The 14,489-nt window shown below is 70.6% G+C and carries 12 protein-coding genes; 6 read left to right on the plus strand and 6 right to left on the minus strand.

The features are described 5' to 3' along the window. Nucleotides 1–49: 49 nt before the first annotated feature. Both ACL02O_RS30575 and ACL02O_RS30580 read right to left on the minus strand, forming a co-directional pair. Nucleotides 50–1,000, minus strand: a complete 951-nt coding sequence (locus ACL02O_RS30575) for a malate dehydrogenase (RefSeq protein WP_412821644.1) — start codon at nucleotides 998–1,000, stop codon at nucleotides 50–52. A gap of 99 nt (nucleotides 1,001–1,099) precedes the next feature. After that, a complete protein-coding gene (locus tag ACL02O_RS30580) occupies nucleotides 1,100–1,963 on the minus strand; it encodes a bifunctional methylenetetrahydrofolate dehydrogenase/methenyltetrahydrofolate cyclohydrolase (protein WP_412821645.1) in 864 nt (287 codons plus the stop codon). Nucleotides 1,964–2,376: 413 nt separating this feature from the next. On the opposite strand from ACL02O_RS30580, the gene ACL02O_RS30585 reads away from it, so the two are divergent. The 5 genes from ACL02O_RS30585 (at nucleotide 2,377) to ACL02O_RS30605 (ending at nucleotide 8,008) form a co-directional block, all read left to right on the plus strand. After that, the gene (locus ACL02O_RS30585; RefSeq protein ID WP_412821646.1) at nucleotides 2,377–3,975 is read left to right on the plus strand and encodes a peptide ABC transporter substrate-binding protein; all 1,599 of its coding nucleotides are present in this window, start codon (nucleotides 2,377–2,379) and stop codon (nucleotides 3,973–3,975) included. An 88-nt stretch (nucleotides 3,976–4,063) separates the two neighbouring features. Beyond that, nucleotides 4,064–5,002 carry an ABC transporter permease gene (locus ACL02O_RS30590; RefSeq protein WP_412821647.1) on the plus strand — a complete coding sequence of 313 codons (939 nt, stop codon included), beginning with the start codon at nucleotides 4,064–4,066 and terminating at the stop codon, nucleotides 5,000–5,002. Next, nucleotides 4,995–5,951 carry an ABC transporter permease gene (locus ACL02O_RS30595; RefSeq protein WP_412821648.1) on the plus strand — a complete coding sequence of 319 codons (957 nt, stop codon included), beginning with the start codon at nucleotides 4,995–4,997 and terminating at the stop codon, nucleotides 5,949–5,951. Before ACL02O_RS30590 ends, ACL02O_RS30595 begins: the two co-directional genes overlap by 8 nt. A 7-nt stretch (nucleotides 5,952–5,958) precedes the next feature. Continuing rightward, nucleotides 5,959–6,996, plus strand: coding sequence for an ABC transporter ATP-binding protein (locus ACL02O_RS30600; protein ID WP_412821649.1), 1,038 nt, complete (start codon nucleotides 5,959–5,961; stop codon nucleotides 6,994–6,996). Beyond that, nucleotides 6,980–8,008 carry an ABC transporter ATP-binding protein gene (locus tag ACL02O_RS30605; RefSeq protein WP_412821650.1) on the plus strand — a complete coding sequence of 343 codons (1,029 nt, stop codon included), beginning with the start codon at nucleotides 6,980–6,982 and terminating at the stop codon, nucleotides 8,006–8,008. Before ACL02O_RS30600 ends, ACL02O_RS30605 begins: the two co-directional genes overlap by 17 nt. A 149-nt stretch (nucleotides 8,009–8,157) precedes the next feature. Here the strand turns inward: ACL02O_RS30605 and ACL02O_RS30610 are convergent, their stop codons facing one another. From ACL02O_RS30610 to purN, 4 genes are all read right to left on the minus strand, one after another. Beyond that, nucleotides 8,158–10,791 carry a beta propeller repeat protein gene (locus ACL02O_RS30610; protein ID WP_412821651.1) on the minus strand — a complete coding sequence of 878 codons (2,634 nt, stop codon included), beginning with the start codon at nucleotides 10,789–10,791 and terminating at the stop codon, nucleotides 8,158–8,160. Between the two features lie 185 nt (nucleotides 10,792–10,976). Next, the gene (locus ACL02O_RS30615) at nucleotides 10,977–11,456 is read right to left on the minus strand and encodes a hypothetical protein (RefSeq protein ID WP_412821652.1); all 480 of its coding nucleotides are present in this window, start codon (nucleotides 11,454–11,456) and stop codon (nucleotides 10,977–10,979) included. Nucleotides 11,457–11,715: 259 nt separating this feature from the next. After that, entirely contained in the window at nucleotides 11,716–13,287 is a 1,572-nt protein-coding gene (gene purH / locus ACL02O_RS30620) for a bifunctional phosphoribosylaminoimidazolecarboxamide formyltransferase/IMP cyclohydrolase (RefSeq protein ID WP_412821653.1), read from the minus strand. Further along, complete coding sequence (purN, locus tag ACL02O_RS30625; RefSeq protein WP_412821654.1) at nucleotides 13,284–13,904, minus strand: phosphoribosylglycinamide formyltransferase; 621 nt, start codon at nucleotides 13,902–13,904, stop codon at nucleotides 13,284–13,286. The genes purH and purN overlap by 4 nt, the downstream gene beginning before the upstream one ends. Nucleotides 13,905–14,085: 181 nt before the next feature. Here purN and ACL02O_RS30630 point away from each other — a divergent pair, with 181 nt between their 5' ends. Then, nucleotides 14,086–14,382 (plus strand): CD225/dispanin family protein, encoded by a 297-nt coding sequence (locus tag ACL02O_RS30630; protein ID WP_412821655.1) that lies wholly within the window; start codon nucleotides 14,086–14,088, stop codon nucleotides 14,380–14,382. Nucleotides 14,383–14,489 lie beyond the last annotated feature (107 nt).

Raw genomic sequence — 14,489 nt, forward strand, 5'->3', positions numbered from 1 at the left:
GGGGTTGCCCCCCCCCCCCCCCCCCCCCCCCTTCGCGGGTGTTTCGGGATCACATGTTGGCGACGTCGGCCTGCTTGGCGCGGACCGCCTCGGCGGCCTCCTTGAGGCTGGCCAGCTCGTCGGCGTCCAGGTCGGTCTCGACGACCCGCTTGACGCCGTCGGCGCCGAGCTCGGCCTCCACACCCAGGTAGACACCGGAGATGCCGTACTCGCCGTCGACCCAGGCGCAGACCGGCATGACCTCGCCGGAGTCCTCGGCCACGGCCTTCGCCATCCGGGCGGCGGCGGCCGACGGGGCGTAGTACGCGGAACCGGTCTTCAGCAGGGCGACGACCTCGGCGCCACCGTTACGGGTCTTGACGACCAGCTCCTCGATCTGCGCGGCAGGCATGACGTCGCGCAGCGGCTTGCCGTCCACGGTGCTCTTCGACGGGACCGGGACCATCGTGTCGCCGTGCGAGCCCAGCGTCAGGGTCTTCACCGACTTGACCGGTACGTTCAGCGCCTCGGCGACGAAGTTGGTGAACCGGGCGGTGTCCAGCATGCCGGCCTGGCCGAGCACCCGGTTCTTCGGGAACTGGGTGGCGAGCTGGGCCATCGCGGTCATCTCGTCGAGCGGGTTGGAGACGACGATGACGACGGCGTTCGGGGCGTACTTGGCGACGTTCTCGGCGACCTGGCGGACGATCTTGGCGTTCGTCGCCAGCAGGTCCATCCGGCTCATGCCCGGCTTGCGGGGCAGGCCGGCGGTGATGACGACGACGTCCGAGCCCTCGATGGCCTCGTAGCCCTCGCCGTTCGGGCCGGTCGTGACGCCGACGACCTTGGTCTCGAAGCCCTCCACGGCGCGCGACTGGTTGAGGTCGAGCGCGAGACCCGCCGGCTTGCCCTCCACGATGTCGGTGATCACGACGGTGTCGAAGACGTCGTACTCGGCCAGGCGCTGTGCGGTGGTGGAGCCGTAGAAGCCGGCCCCGACGACAGTGACCTTCTTACCCATGGTCGTCCCACTCCCTGATACCAGTCGGTTTTCCGGACCGTATCAGCCATCCTGGCACTGATCGGGCCAGGGGCGGACGATTATGACGCGCTCGGGTGGTCAGTCCTGCCGCTCGGCCCGTTCGACCACGTTGGTCAGCAGCATGGCCCGGGTCATCGGGCCGACCCCGCCCGGCATGGGCACCAGCCTGCCGGCCACCTCGGCCACCTCCGGTGCCACGTCGCCGGTGTAGCGGCCCTTGCCGTCGGCCCCGACCACCCGGGTGATGCCGACGTCGACCACGGTCGCGCCGGGGGTGACCATGTCGGCGGTGAGCAGCCCGGGCACCCCGGCCGCCACGATGACGATGTCGGCCTCGCGGGTGTGCGCGGCGAGGTCCAGGGTGCCGGTGTGGCAGAGGGTCACGGTGGCGTTCTCGCTGCGCCGGGTGAGCAGCAGGCCCAGCGGCCGGCCCACCGTGTTGCCCCGGCCGACCACCGCCACCTTCGCGCCACGCAGCGCCACGTCGTACCGGCGCAGCAGCTCGACGATGCCGCGCGGGGTGCACGGCAGCGGCCCGTCGTAGCCGAGGACGAGGCGACCGAGGTTGACCGGGTGCAGGCCGTCGGCGTCCTTGGCCGGGTCGATCATCTCCAGCGCCCGCTGGGTGTCCAGGTGGGCGGGGAGCGGGAGCTGGACGATGTAACCGTGGCAGGCCGGGTCGGCGTTCAGCTCGGCGAGGACCGCGTCGAGCTGCTCCTGGGTGGCGTCGGCGGGCAGCTCGCGCCGGATCGACGCGATGCCCACCTCGGCGCAGTCGCGGTGCTTGCCGTTGACGTACGCCTGGGAGCCGGGGTCGGCGCCGACCAGGACCGTGCCGAGGCCGGGGGTGACGCCGCGCGGCGACAGCGCCTTGACCCGCGCCCGCAGCTCGTCCTTGATCGCCGCCGCGGTCGCCTTGCCGTCCAGGATCGTCGCCGTCACGCCTGGATCGTCTCACGGCATGGCCGGACCGAAACGACGACAGGCAATGGTGACGATCCGTGCGGTGGGATACGTCACTCAGAGTAATCGCCTGTGGATCGCGCCACATTGTGGGACGGACACCCGGTGATCAACCAGGGCGGAGTGGACAGCGGGGCGACTAGCGCCCACCCCCGGCGGGACCGCGCTCCAGGCGCGGTCGGGCAGCCCCAAAAGGGGCTTTGAGCAGCAACGGAGACCAGCTCGCATAGCAGACCGACCGGTCGTCGACAAGACCGGGGCCCCTACTCCGTTATCGCTTCGCAACGCTCTCGTTGCCGAAGCCGCCTACCACGACCTACCGTTGCCGCTCGTTGCGCAGCGTTACCCAGCGCCGGGCCTGACTGCGCAGCGTGAGGAGATGAGGAGACTCAATGCGTGTTCGTAGGCTCGCTGCCTGGACCGCCCTCCCGCTCGCGGTGACCCTGGGCCTGGTGGCCTGCGGCTCGGGCGGCGACGGCGGCAAGAGCGACCCCAACGCGGCCGTGCGGATCGAGATCGCCGAGCCGCAGCACCTGGTCCCGACCAACACCAACGAGACGAGCGGCTCGCAGGTGCTGGCCGCCCTGTTCAGCCCGCTGGTCGACTACGACGAGGCGAACAAGCCCTACGAGGTGGCGGCCCAGTCGGTGACGTCGTCGGACAACAAGGTCTGGACGATCAAGCTGAAGCCCGGCTACACCTTCCACAACGGCGAGCAGGTCACGGCGGACAACTACATCGACGCCTGGAACTACGGCGCGTACGCCCCGAACGGCCAGAACTCGAGCTACTTCTTCGAGAAGATCGCCGGCTACGAGGACCTGCAGGGCGAGAAGCCGAAGGCCAAGACGCTGAGCGGTCTGAAGAAGGTCGACGACCTGACCTTCACCGTGACGCTCTCCCAGCCGTACGTCGACTTCAAGTCGATGCTGGGCTACACGGCCTTCTACCCGCTGCCCAAGGCGGCCTTCTCCGCCCCTGGCGTGCTGGCCGAGGGCTACGAGCAGGCGCCGATCGGACAGGGCCCGTTCAAGATGAAGGGCACCTGGCAGCACGACGCCAAGGTCGAGGTGGAGAAGTACGACGCCTTCCCCGGCCAGCAGCCGAAGGTGCACGGCGTCCAGTTCCGGATCTACCAGCAGCCGACCGCCGCGTACGCGGACGTGCTGTCGGACAACCTTGACGTGATCAAGGAGATCCCGACCGAGAACCTGTCGACCGCCCCGAGCGACCTCGGCGACCGGTTCCAGCAGAGCCCCGCCTCGTCGCTGCAGGTGCTGGCCTTCCCGACCTTCCAGAAGGAGTTCAGCAAGCCCGAGGTGCGCAAGGCCATCTCGATGGCGATCGACCGGGAAGAGATCACCAAGTCGATCTTCAAGGGCTCGCAGCAGCCGGCCCGCTCGTTCGTCTCGCCGGTGGTGGCCGGCTACCGGGAGGACACCATCGGCGCGGCCGGTGAGTTCAACCCGGCCAAGGCCAAGGCGATGTACGAGGCCGCGGGCGGCCCGAAGAAGATCGAGCTGTCCTACAACGGCGACGGCGGCCACAAGGACTGGATCGACGCCACCTGCAACCAGCTGAAGGCCAACCTGGGCGTGGAGTGCGTCGGCACCGCCGAGCCCAAGTTCGCGGACCTGCTGACCAAGCTCAAGCAGAAGCAGTCGGTCGGCCTGTTCCGGATGGGCTGGGTCATGGACTACCCGTCCATGGAGAACTACCTGGGCCCGCTTTACAGCACCAACGGCTCGTCGAACTACTACGGCTACAGCAACCCGCAGTTCGACAAGCTGCTCGCCGAGGGCGCCAGCGCCCCGACGCAGGACGAGGCGATCAAGAAGTACCAGGCGGCGGAGGACGTGCTGGCCCAGGACATGCCGGTGATCCCGCTCCGGTACGGCCAGAACAACTTCGGCCACTCGACCAAGGTCAAGAACGTCGAGGTGGACCTCTTCGACCGGGTCAACCTGCTGAAGATCGAGGCCGTCAAGTAACACCCCGGACGACGGGTCGGGCCACCTGCGGGTGGCCCGACCCGCGGGACGGCGCACTCTTCGCCCCTTTTCAGAGAGACTTCACAGTATGTTCCGCTTCATCCTGCGGCGACTGCTCCAGATGGTCCTCGCCTTCTTCGGGACCACGCTGATCGTCTACGCGCTGATGTTCGCCGGGCAGGGCGACCCCATCCAGGCGCTCGCGGGGGAACGCCCCGTCACCGCGGCGCAGCGGGCATACCTGACCGAGAAGTACCACCTGGACGCCACCGGCGTCGGCGGCTTCTTCTACCGCTACTTCGACTACATCAAGAACCTGCTCCAGGGCGACCTGGGGCAGTCGCTGACCGGACGGCAGATCGGCGACATCCTCGCCGCCGCCTGGCCGGTCACCGTGCAGCTCGCGCTGATCGCGATGGCCGTGACCGTCGTCTTCGGGGTCACCGCCGGGGTCATCGCCGGTATCCGGCGGGCCGGCATCTTCGACAACTCGACGCTGGTGCTCACCCTGCTGGTGCTCGGCATCCCGACCATCGTGCTCGCCCCGCTGGCGCAGTACCTCCTCGGGGTGAAGTGGCAGCTCTTCCCGCCCACCGCCGGTGCCGAGCCGGACCTGTACGCGCTCCTGCTGCCCGGCATCGTGCTCGGCTCGCTCTCGCTGGCCACCGCGCTGCGGCTGACCCGCACCTCGGTGGCGGAGAACCTGCGCGCCGACTACGTCCGTACCGCCCGGTCGAAGGGCCTGGTCAAGCGGCGGATCGTCAGCGTCCACGTGCTGCGCAACTCGCTCATCCCGGTGGTCACGTTCCTCGGCGTCGAGCTGGGCAACCTGATGAGCGGCGCGATCATCACCGAGGGCGTGTTCAACATCCCCGGGGTCGGCTTCAACCTGTTCCGCGGCATCCGCACCGAGGACGGCCCGCTGGTGGTCGGCATCGTCAGCGTGCTCGTCGTGGTCTACCTCATCAGCAACCTGGTGGTGGACGTCCTGTACGCCGTACTTGACCCGAGGATCCGCTATGAGTGACTTCGAAACGGTTGCGGCGACCGAGAACCAGTCGGCGCGCCGGGGCGTCTCCGGCGAGCCGGGCACGCCCGACCGGATCGGCGCGCCGCAGAAGCCGCGCAGCCTGGCCGGCGACGCCTGGCGCGACCTGCGTCGCAACCCGATCTTCTGGGTCAGCCTGTCCCTGGTCGTGCTGGTCGCCGCGATGGCCGCCGCGCCGTCGCTGTTCACCGCCAACGACCCGCGCGACTGCGTGCTCTCCCGGCAGCACGCCGGACCGTCCGGCGGGGCCATCTTCGGGTACGACTTCCAGGGCTGCGACACGTACTCCCGGGCGGTCTACGGGGCGCGTGCCTCGCTCCTGGTCGGCGCGCTCTCCGCGCTGCTCACCGGCGTGATCGCGCTGGTCGTCGGGATGCTCGCCGGCTACTTCGGCCGCTGGGTCGACGCGCTGCTCTCCCGGGTGATCGACATCGTGCTGGGCATCCCGCTGCTGCTCGCCGCGATCGTGCTGCTCAAGCGGGTGAGCAGCAGCAGCGACAACATCCGGCTGTTCGCGGTGATCTTCGTGCTGGCGGTGCTCGGCTGGACGACGGCGGCCCGGGTGGTGCGCTCCTCGGTGATCACCGCCAAGGAGCAGGACTACGTCGCCGCAGCCCGGATGCTCGGCGCCGGCAACGGCCGGATCATGTGGCGGCACATCCTGCCGAACGCGCTCGCCCCGGCGATCGTGGTGCTCACCATCGCGCTCGGCTCGTTCATCGCCGCCGAGGCCACGCTGAGCTTCCTCGGCATCGGGCTCAAGGCCCCGACCATCTCCTGGGGCATCGACATCGACGCCGGCCGGGTGCACATGCGGGAGTCCGCGACCCCGCTGGTCGTCCCCTCCGCCTTCCTGGCGCTGACCGTGCTCGCCTTCATCATGCTGGGCGACGCGATCCGCGACGCCTTCGACCCGAAGCTGCGGTGACACACTCATGACCCAGTCCGCTGTCCGGCCCACGCCGGCCTCCCCCACCCCGCCGGGCGGCCACCTGCTCGAGGTACGGGACCTGCACGTCGAGTTCCGCACCCGCGAGGGCGTGGCCAAGGTGATCAACGGGGTGTCGTACCACCTCGACCCGGGCGAGACCCTGGCCGTCCTCGGCGAGTCCGGGTCCGGCAAGTCGGTGACCGCCCAGGCGATCATGGGCATCCTGGACACGCCACCGGCGCACGTCCGCTCCGGCCAGATCCTCTACCAGGGCCGGAACCTGCTGACCCAGTCGGAGGAGCAGCGCCGGCAGGTGCGCGGCAAGGAGATCGCGATGATCTTCCAGGATGCGCTCTCCGCGTTGAACCCGGTCTTTCCGGTCGGCTGGCAGATCGGCGAGACGCTGCGCCAGCGCGAAGGGGTGTCCCGCGCCGACGCCCGCCGACGCGCCGCCGAGCTGATGGACCTGGTCAAGATCCCGGCCGCGGCGAAGCGGCTCGGCGACTACCCGCACCAGTTCTCCGGCGGCATGCGGCAGCGCGTCATGATCGCGATGGCGCTCGCCCTGAACCCGAAGGTGCTGATCGCCGACGAGCCGACCACGGCGCTCGACGTCACCGTGCAGGCCCAGATCATGGACCTGCTGGCCGACCTGCGCCGCGACCTCGACATGGCGATGATCCTGATCACCCACGACCTCGGCGTGGTCGCCGGCGTCGCGGACCGGATCGCCGTCATGTACGCCGGCCGAATCGTCGAGCACGCCGACGTGCGTTCGCTGTACCGGGCGCCGGCCCACCCGTACACGAAGGGGCTGCTGGAGTCGATCCCGCGGCTGGACGTCCGCGGGCAGGCGCTCTCGACGATCAAGGGGTTGCCGCCGAACCTGATGCGCATCCCCTCCGGCTGCCCGTTCCACCCCAGGTGCCCGTACGCGCAGCAGGTCTGCGTGGACGACGTGCCGCACGACCTGGTCCTCGGCGACGGCCGAACCAGCGCGTGCCACTTCGCGCAGGAGGTCCGTGATGACAGCGCCCGCTAGCCCGACCAAGGTCCGCGGCGAGACCATCCTCTCGGTCGACAACCTGGTCAAGCACTTCCCGATCACCCAGGGGGTGTTGTTCAGGAAGCAGATCGGGGCGGTCAAGGCCGTCGACGGGGTCAGCTTCGAGCTGCGCCGGGGCGAGACGCTCGGCGTCGTCGGCGAGTCCGGCTGCGGCAAGTCCACCCTGGCCCGCCTGCTCATGCGGTTGGAGACGCCGACCGCCGGCCGGGCCAGCCTGGAGGGGAAGAACCTGTTCAAGGCCTCCGGGTCGGAGCTGCGCCGGCTGCGCCGGAACATGCAGATGGTGATGCAGGACCCGTACACCTCGCTGAACCCACGGATGACGGTCGGCGACATCATCGGTGAGCCGTTCGACATCCACCCGGAGGCAGCCCCGAAGGGCAGCAAGCGGCGGCGGGTGCAGGAGCTGCTGGACGTCGTCGGGCTCAACCCGGAACACGTCAACCGGTACCCGCACCAGTTCTCCGGCGGCCAGCGGCAGCGCATCGGCATCGCCCGGGCGCTCGCCCTGCGGCCCGAGATCATCGTCTGCGACGAGCCGGTGTCCGCCCTGGACGTCTCCATCCAGGCCCAGGTGATCAACCTGCTGGAGCAGCTCCAGGACGAGTTCGGGCTGTCGTACATCTTCATCGCGCACGACCTGTCGGTGGTCCGGCACATCTCGGACCGGGTCGCGGTGATGTACCTCGGCAAGATCGTGGAGATCGGCACCGAGGACGAGATCTACGAGCGGGCCACCCACCCGTACACCCAGGCGCTGCTCTCGGCGGTGCCGGTGCCCGACCCGGAGGCCCGGGAGGACCGGAACATCATCCGGCTCACCGGGGACGTGCCAAGCCCGGCCGATCCGCCGTCCGGCTGCCGGTTCCGGACCCGGTGCTGGAAGGCGCAGGACGTCTGCGCCACCCAGGAGCCGCACGCCGTGCTCCGGGCGGCGGACCCGCACCCCTCGGCCTGCCACTTCGCCGAGGTACGCCCGGCCGCCTGAGCCGCCTACGACGGAGGCCCCGTCCCGATCGGGACGGGGCCTCCTGACGTGCGGCCCGATCAGGAACCGGTGCCGCGTGGTCCGGACGGGGGCCGGACCGGTGTCCTCCGCCCGGCCCGGATCGGGGCCGGACCGGACCGGACGACGCCTCAGAGCTGGGCGAGGTCGAACGCCCAGATGCCGCGACCGTGGGTCGCGACGTAGACCGAGTTGTCGACCGCGTTGTACTCGACGTCCATGCCGACGGTCAGCGGCAGGCCGGTGCCGAGCCGCTGCCAGTCGGTGGCGCCGGGCGCGCGGTAGAAGGTCGCCAGGTCGGTGGCGAGCACCAGCGCGCCGTTGGACAGCTCCTTGATCGAGCTGGCCGGCACGTCCGGCAGGTTCGCCGAGACGTCCGTCCAGGTCGCGCCCGCGTCGGTGGTCTCGTAGACGTGGCCGAAGCCGGCGCCCGGCCCCTCGGTGAACCGGCGGGAGAACCCGTTGATCGCGAGGAAGGCGTGGGCGCCGTTCGCCGGGTCGATCCCGACGCCCTGCACGAACCGGTTCGGGAAGTCACCGGGCAGGGTGATCTGGCGCCAGCTGGCCGGGTCGTTGACCTTCCCGACCGCGATCCCGCGGGCGAATCCGGCGTTGTTGCACGGGCCGCACCAGCCGACGTACGCCATCCCGCCGGAGACCGCCACCGACGTGGCGGTGTGGCCGGCACCCAGGTCGAACACGTTGGTCCAGCCCTTGCCGTCCTGGATCGCGTAGCCCTTGGTGTTCACCCAGACGTGCTGGCCACCGGCGACCCAGACGTTCGCGTCGTGGTCGTCCTGCGCGAACGGCGCGATGAACCGGGCCGGCTCGTCGCCCGGCCGGGAGCTGTACGGCTGGATGTCCCGCGAGGTGGAGGTCTCCGCCGTGCCCGGGCCGGGGTTGGCGTTGCAGTTCTCGGTCACCCGCATGGCCAGGTTGGTGTACTCCTGGACCTGCCGGCAGCCGTTGGCCGGGTCGGCGAAGCCGTCACCACCGTCACCACCGAAGTTCGAACCCATCACGGTGTCGCCGGCCCGCAGGATCGACACGCCGTTGTCCTGGAGGCCGCCGCCGACGATCGTGCCGGCCTTCGCCGGGTCCTTGCCGACCGACACCGAGTAGTACTGCAGGGCGTCGATGGTGCCGTCGTTGAGGCTCTGCCAGTCGGTCGCGTGCCCGTCCTTGTCGGTCTTCCCGTTGATCGGCCGGCGGTAGACGCCACCGTCGTTGCCGACGTAGACGAACCCGTTGCCGACTGCCACCGAGTGCTGGTCGGAGTGGGTGGTCTTGTTGCAGTTGTTCTGCGCGTCGTAGATGCTCCAGCAGGAGAAGCCGAAGTTCCAGTACGGGCCCACGGTCTTCCAGTTGGCGCCGCCGTCGGTGGTTTCGTAGACCTCCTCCAGGCCGGCCCAGACGTGGTTCGGGTTGGCCGGGTCCACGGTCAGGAACTGGTTGTACCAGGCCTGGATGCCGGGGCCGTAGCCCTTGCCGATCACGGTCTGCTTGAGGGCCGAGCCGGAGTTGCCCAGCTTGGACGAGTCGGCGATCTTGCTCCACGGGCCGGCCGGGTTGCCGTTGTTGGAGACGTAGATGCCGTCCAGGTAGCTGTTCACGTTGCCGGCCGGCTTGTTGAGCAGCTTCGGCGACTGGTTGATCGCGTAGAGCTTGCCGCCGTCGGCGGAGAAGGCGAACGTCACGTAGCCGATGTCGTCGGCGGGGATGGAGCCGGTCGGGTTGACCTTCGCCCAGCCACCGGTGGTGTAGTCGGCGGTCTCGTAGAACCCGTTGTAGGTGTCGCCGGAGCGCCAGGCCGAGGCGACCACCACGTGCTTCGGGTTGCGCGGGTCGCCCGCCACGTCGTTGACGATGTTCTTGTACGCGGCGTTCGCGGTGCCCGCGTTCGCGCCGCCCGGCAGGTAGCTCGGGTTCGGCGCGAACTCCAGCTTCCAGGCCCCGGCGGCGCTGCTCATCGCGTGCGAGTAGAGGCCCCGGCTGGTGGCGGCCCAGACCTTGCCGTCGAAGAAGCGGAGCTTGTTGATGGTGGTGCTCTCGAGCTCGGTCCCGCCGACCCGGTCGGACGCCTTGAACGCACCGGTCTTCGGGTCGGCCAGCCGGTAGACGCCGGCGCCCACGTACGAGGTGGCTCCGGTGTTCCCCTCGCCGGTGGCGTACCAGAGCGAGCCGTCGGCGGCGAGCACGATGTCGCCGCTGGACAGGGTGGGCAGCGCGTCCGCGATCGGCGTCCAGCTCCCGCCGCCGGTCGAGGACCGCCACACGCCACCGTCCGCGCCGGCCGCGTACACGTAGCCGCTGTTGTCCGCGGCCAGGCCCGTCATCCGGCCGGTGACCAGCCCGGCGCCCCCGGAGGAGTTGGAGGCGTAGTCGCGGTAGCGCGGGTCGTCACCGTCGTACTTGATCTTGGTGACCTCGCGCCAGGCGCCCTTGGTGGTGGCGAGCGCGTTGAGCTGGCTCAGCGCGTTCGAGTACGCCCCCGGCGAGACGATGCCCGGGGCGTACCGGGCCTGGGCGAACTGCTCGGCGATGGTGCGGGCCTCGAATGCCTCCTCGCCGGCCTCCTCGGACGACTCGCCGGCCGCCATCTCCATGAACTCCCTGGGGTGCCAGGGCATGTTGGCGCCGGGCTCGTCGGCCAGGCCGAGCGTCTCCTGCACCTCGTGGTTGGTGGCGACGAGGCCACCGAGCGCGGCGGTGAGCACCAGCGCGCCCGCGATTGTCGCCGGCTTGCGCCAGCGGGACTTGGACATGTGAATCCTCCGGGATTCAAGGGGTACCCGGGCAGGATGGCCCGGATGGGGAAACCATGGGCGACGGATGGCGCCGCATGGCGCTTCGGTGATCGGACGGACAGCCGTCCGCGCGGTCGACCCCTCAGCCGACGGGGTGTCCGGGCGGGACGACGGTCCTCACCCGACGGGTGGTGCGGGAGGGGTCAGGCCAGGGCCGGCGGGGCCCGGCTGGGCAGGCTGCCACGCGGGGGCAGCGACACGGCCGGTTCCCGGTAACGGGTCGGGGCGACCACCGACTGCGGGGTGCCACCGACGCGCGACGACGCGGCCGGGAGGAGATCGTCCGGTCCGTCGCAGGTGGCGACGCCGGCGCGGTGGTCACCACAGGGTCCGCCGGAGAGTTCCGTCCACAGCTCCGACGGAGCGTCGGGGAGCGTGAGGCGCGCGACGACGGCTCGAGGGTCGCCGGAGGGCGGGGCGGGACGGCCCGGCGTGGTGACCGGTGCGTCGACGGACCGTCCGTCCGGAGGAAGAACGGACGGGCCGTCGTGGACGATCGACCGATGCGCGGCGGTGACCACCGCGCCGGGCTCAAGGGTCTCCCCGCGGACGGGCACCCCCAGGCCGGCCAGGACGAACGCCAGCGCGACGACGACGGCGGTCAGCCGGTCGAGCACGCGCATGGGCAACCTGTCGGGAGAAGGGAGACAGCTCGGGCGGGCGGCGCGGCGGCCGCGGGCCGGAGCTGGCGGCGGGGAGAGTGGGGAGGGTCGATCGCTTGCTGCGGGACAACGCTAGCAACAACTTTCACAACCGGGCAACGGCAGAGCGGTCGTACTTTCGGCTGGTCAGCGCTCGGCTCGTGACATCACTCCGAACAGGAATGTCAACAAATGAAACAGGGGCGCGGCCGGCCGGCCGCGCCCCTGGCTCCGCATCCGATCAGTGGAAGAAGTGCCGGGTGCCGGTGAGGTACATGGTCACCCCGGCCTCCTTGCAGGCCGCGATGGTCTCCTCGTCGCGGATCGAGCCGCCGGGCTGGACGATCGCCCGGACGCCGGCCGCGATGAGGATCCGCGGACCGTCAGCGAACGGAAAGAAGGCGTCCGAGGCGCAGACCGACCCGCGGGCCCGGTCGGCACCGGCCCGACTGACCGCGAGCTGCGCCGAGTCCACCCGGTTGACCTGGCCCATCCCGACGCCGACGGTAGCGCCGTCCCGGGCCAGCAGGATCGCGTTGCTCTTCACCGCGCGCACCGCCCGCCAGGCGAACGCCAGGTCCCACAGGGTCGCCTCGTCGGCCGCCTCACCGGCGGCCAGCCGCCAGTTCGCCGGGTCGTCGCCCGCCGCGTCGATCCGGTCCCGCAGCTGCACCAGCACCCCGCCGGTGACCTGCCGCCACTCTGCCGGCAGCGGGGCGAACTCCGGGGCGCGCAGCAGCCGGATGTTCTTCTTGGCCTGGAGGATCTCCACAGCGCCCGAGTCGAAGCCGGGAGCCACCAGGACCTCGGTGAAGATCTCCGCCACCTGCCGGGCCAGCTCGACGCTCACCGGCCGGTTCACCGCGATCACGCCGCCGTACGCGGACACCGGGTCGCAGGCGTGCGCCCTGCGGTGCGCCTCGGCCACGTCCGCGCCGACCGCGATGCCGCACGGGTTGGCGTGCTTGATGATCGCCACCGCCGGCTGCTCCGGGAAGTCGTTCGCGGCCCGCCAGGCGGCGTCCGCGTCGACGTAGTTGTTGTACGACATCTCCTTGCCGTGCAGCTGCTCGGCCTGGGCCAGGCCGGCAGGGCTGGCCGGGTCGGCGTAGAGAGCCGCCGCCTGGTGCGGGTTCTCGCCGTAGCGCAGCACCGCCTGCCGCCGCAGCGAGAGCCCGGCGAACTCGGGCCAGCCGTCGGCGGCCGGGGCCACTGTGGTGGCGAACCATTCGGCGACCGCCACGTCGTACTCGGCGATGTCGGCGAACGCGCGGGCGGCGAGCGCGCGGCGCTGGGCCAGCGTGAAGCCGCCCTCCGCGAGCGCGGCCAGCAGCGCCGGGTAGGCCGCCGGGTCGGTCACCACGGCGACCGAGGCGTGGTTCTTGGCCGCGGCCCGGACCATCGCCGGACCGCCGATGTCGATCTGCTCGACGCACTCGTCCTGGCTCGCGCCGGAGGCGACCGTGGCCTGGAAGGGGTAGAGGTTGGAGATCAGCAGGTCGATGCCGGCGATGCCGTGCTCGTCGAGCTGGGCGACGTGGGCGTCCTTGCGCAGGTCGGCGAGGAGACCGCCGTGGATCTTCGGGTGCAGGGTCTTCACCCGGCCGTCGAGGATCTCCGGGAAGCCGGTCACCTGCTCGACCGGGGTCACCGGCACGCCCCCGCCGGAGATCGTCGACGCCGTGCTGCCGGTCGAGACGATCTCCACCCCCGCCGCGTGCAGGGCGCCGGCCAGCTCGACCAGGCCGGTCTTGTCGTAGACGCTGACCAGCGCCCGCCGGATCGGGCGGCGCGCGTCCTCAGTGGCGTTCACGGAATGGTGACCTTTCTGCCGGTGATCGTCCAACCTTCACGGACCAGCCGACCGACCTGCTCCACGAGCTGGCGCCGCTCGGCGGACTTGATGCGCTCGGTGAGCGTCTCCTCGTCGTCGTCGTCCAGCACCGGCACGGCGACCTGGGCGACGATCGGGCCGGTGTCCATCCCGGCGTCGACGAAGAACAGGGTGGCCCCGGTGACTTTCACGCCGTACGCCAGCGCGTCCCGGGGACCGTGGATGCCGGGGAACGCCGGCAGCAGGGTGTTGTGCGTGTTGAGGTAGCGGTCGCCGAACGCGGCCAGGAAGTGCGGGCCGACCAGCTTGAGGAAGCCGGCGCTGATCACCAGGTCCGGCTCGTGCTCGGCCACCCGCGCGGTGAGCGCGGAGTCCCAGTCCGCGCGGGTCGGGTGGTCCTTCACCCGCTCGACGAAGGCGGGCACCCCGGCCGCGGCGGCCCGGTCCAGGCCGGCGATCCCGTCCCGGTCGGCGCCGACGGCGACGACCTGCGCCCCGTACCCGGGGTCGGCGGTGGCGTCCAGCAGGGCCTGGAGGTTGCTGCCGGAGCCGGAGACGAGGACGACGAGGCGGGCGACGGACGCGGGCTCGGTCACGGCCCAACCCTATCGGGCAGGTCGGGAGGTCCGGCGCTCGGGCGGCGGCCGCGCAGGTGATCTCCCGGGTGGCACCGGCACGATACGCTGCCGGTCGCCCGGTGTCCGGCCCGTGCCCGGTCCCGCACCCCGTCAGTGAACCGGCACCGCAACGGTGTCGTTGATATGAGGAGTACGCCGCATGCAGCCCGGATACCCCCAGCAGCAGCCGCCGCCGATCGACAACAACATGACCATGTCGATCGTCTCGATCTTCCTGTTCTGGCCGCTCGCCATCCCGGCCATCATCAACGCGTCCAAGGTCAACACGCTGGTCCAGCAGGGTGACTACGCCGGTGCCCAGGCCGCCGCCGCCGAATCGAAGAAGTGGTCCAAGTGGGCCGTGATCGTCGGTCTCGTCTGGATCGCCATCATCGTGGTGTGTTGCCTCCTCGGCGGCCTGGCCGGCCTCGTCGGCGGCAGCAACTCGAACTACTGACAGCCGACCCCGAGTTAGAGGAGCACTCAGTAATGCAGCCCGGTTACCCCGGTCAGGACCCGTACGGCCAGCAGCAGCCGAACCAGGACCCGACCTCCCCGCAGTAC

The sequence above is a fragment of the Micromonospora mangrovicola genome (assembly GCF_047200535.1).
Taxonomy (GTDB): Bacteria; Actinomycetota; Actinomycetes; order Mycobacteriales; family Micromonosporaceae; genus Micromonospora.

Excerpts from the sequence above, each read along its gene's own strand:
- ACL02O_RS30575 (WP_412821644.1), bottom strand. The coding sequence starts at position 1,000 with ATGGGTAAGAAGGTCACTGTCGTCGGGGCCGGCTTCTACGGCTCCACC.
- ACL02O_RS30585 (WP_412821646.1), top strand. The coding sequence starts at position 2,377 with ATGCGTGTTCGTAGGCTCGCTGCCTGGACCGCCCTCCCGCTCGCGGTG.
- ACL02O_RS30590 (WP_412821647.1), top strand. The coding sequence starts at position 4,064 with ATGTTCCGCTTCATCCTGCGGCGACTGCTCCAGATGGTCCTCGCCTTC.
- ACL02O_RS30595 (WP_412821648.1), top strand. The coding sequence starts at position 4,995 with ATGAGTGACTTCGAAACGGTTGCGGCGACCGAGAACCAGTCGGCGCGC.
- ACL02O_RS30600 (WP_412821649.1), top strand. The coding sequence starts at position 5,959 with ATGACCCAGTCCGCTGTCCGGCCCACGCCGGCCTCCCCCACCCCGCCG.
- ACL02O_RS30605 (WP_412821650.1), top strand. The coding sequence starts at position 6,980 with ATGACAGCGCCCGCTAGCCCGACCAAGGTCCGCGGCGAGACCATCCTC.
- ACL02O_RS30610 (WP_412821651.1), bottom strand. The coding sequence starts at position 10,791 with ATGTCCAAGTCCCGCTGGCGCAAGCCGGCGACAATCGCGGGCGCGCTG.
- ACL02O_RS30615 (WP_412821652.1), bottom strand. The coding sequence starts at position 11,456 with ATGCGCGTGCTCGACCGGCTGACCGCCGTCGTCGTCGCGCTGGCGTTC.
- ACL02O_RS30630 (WP_412821655.1), top strand. The coding sequence starts at position 14,086 with ATGCAGCCCGGATACCCCCAGCAGCAGCCGCCGCCGATCGACAACAAC.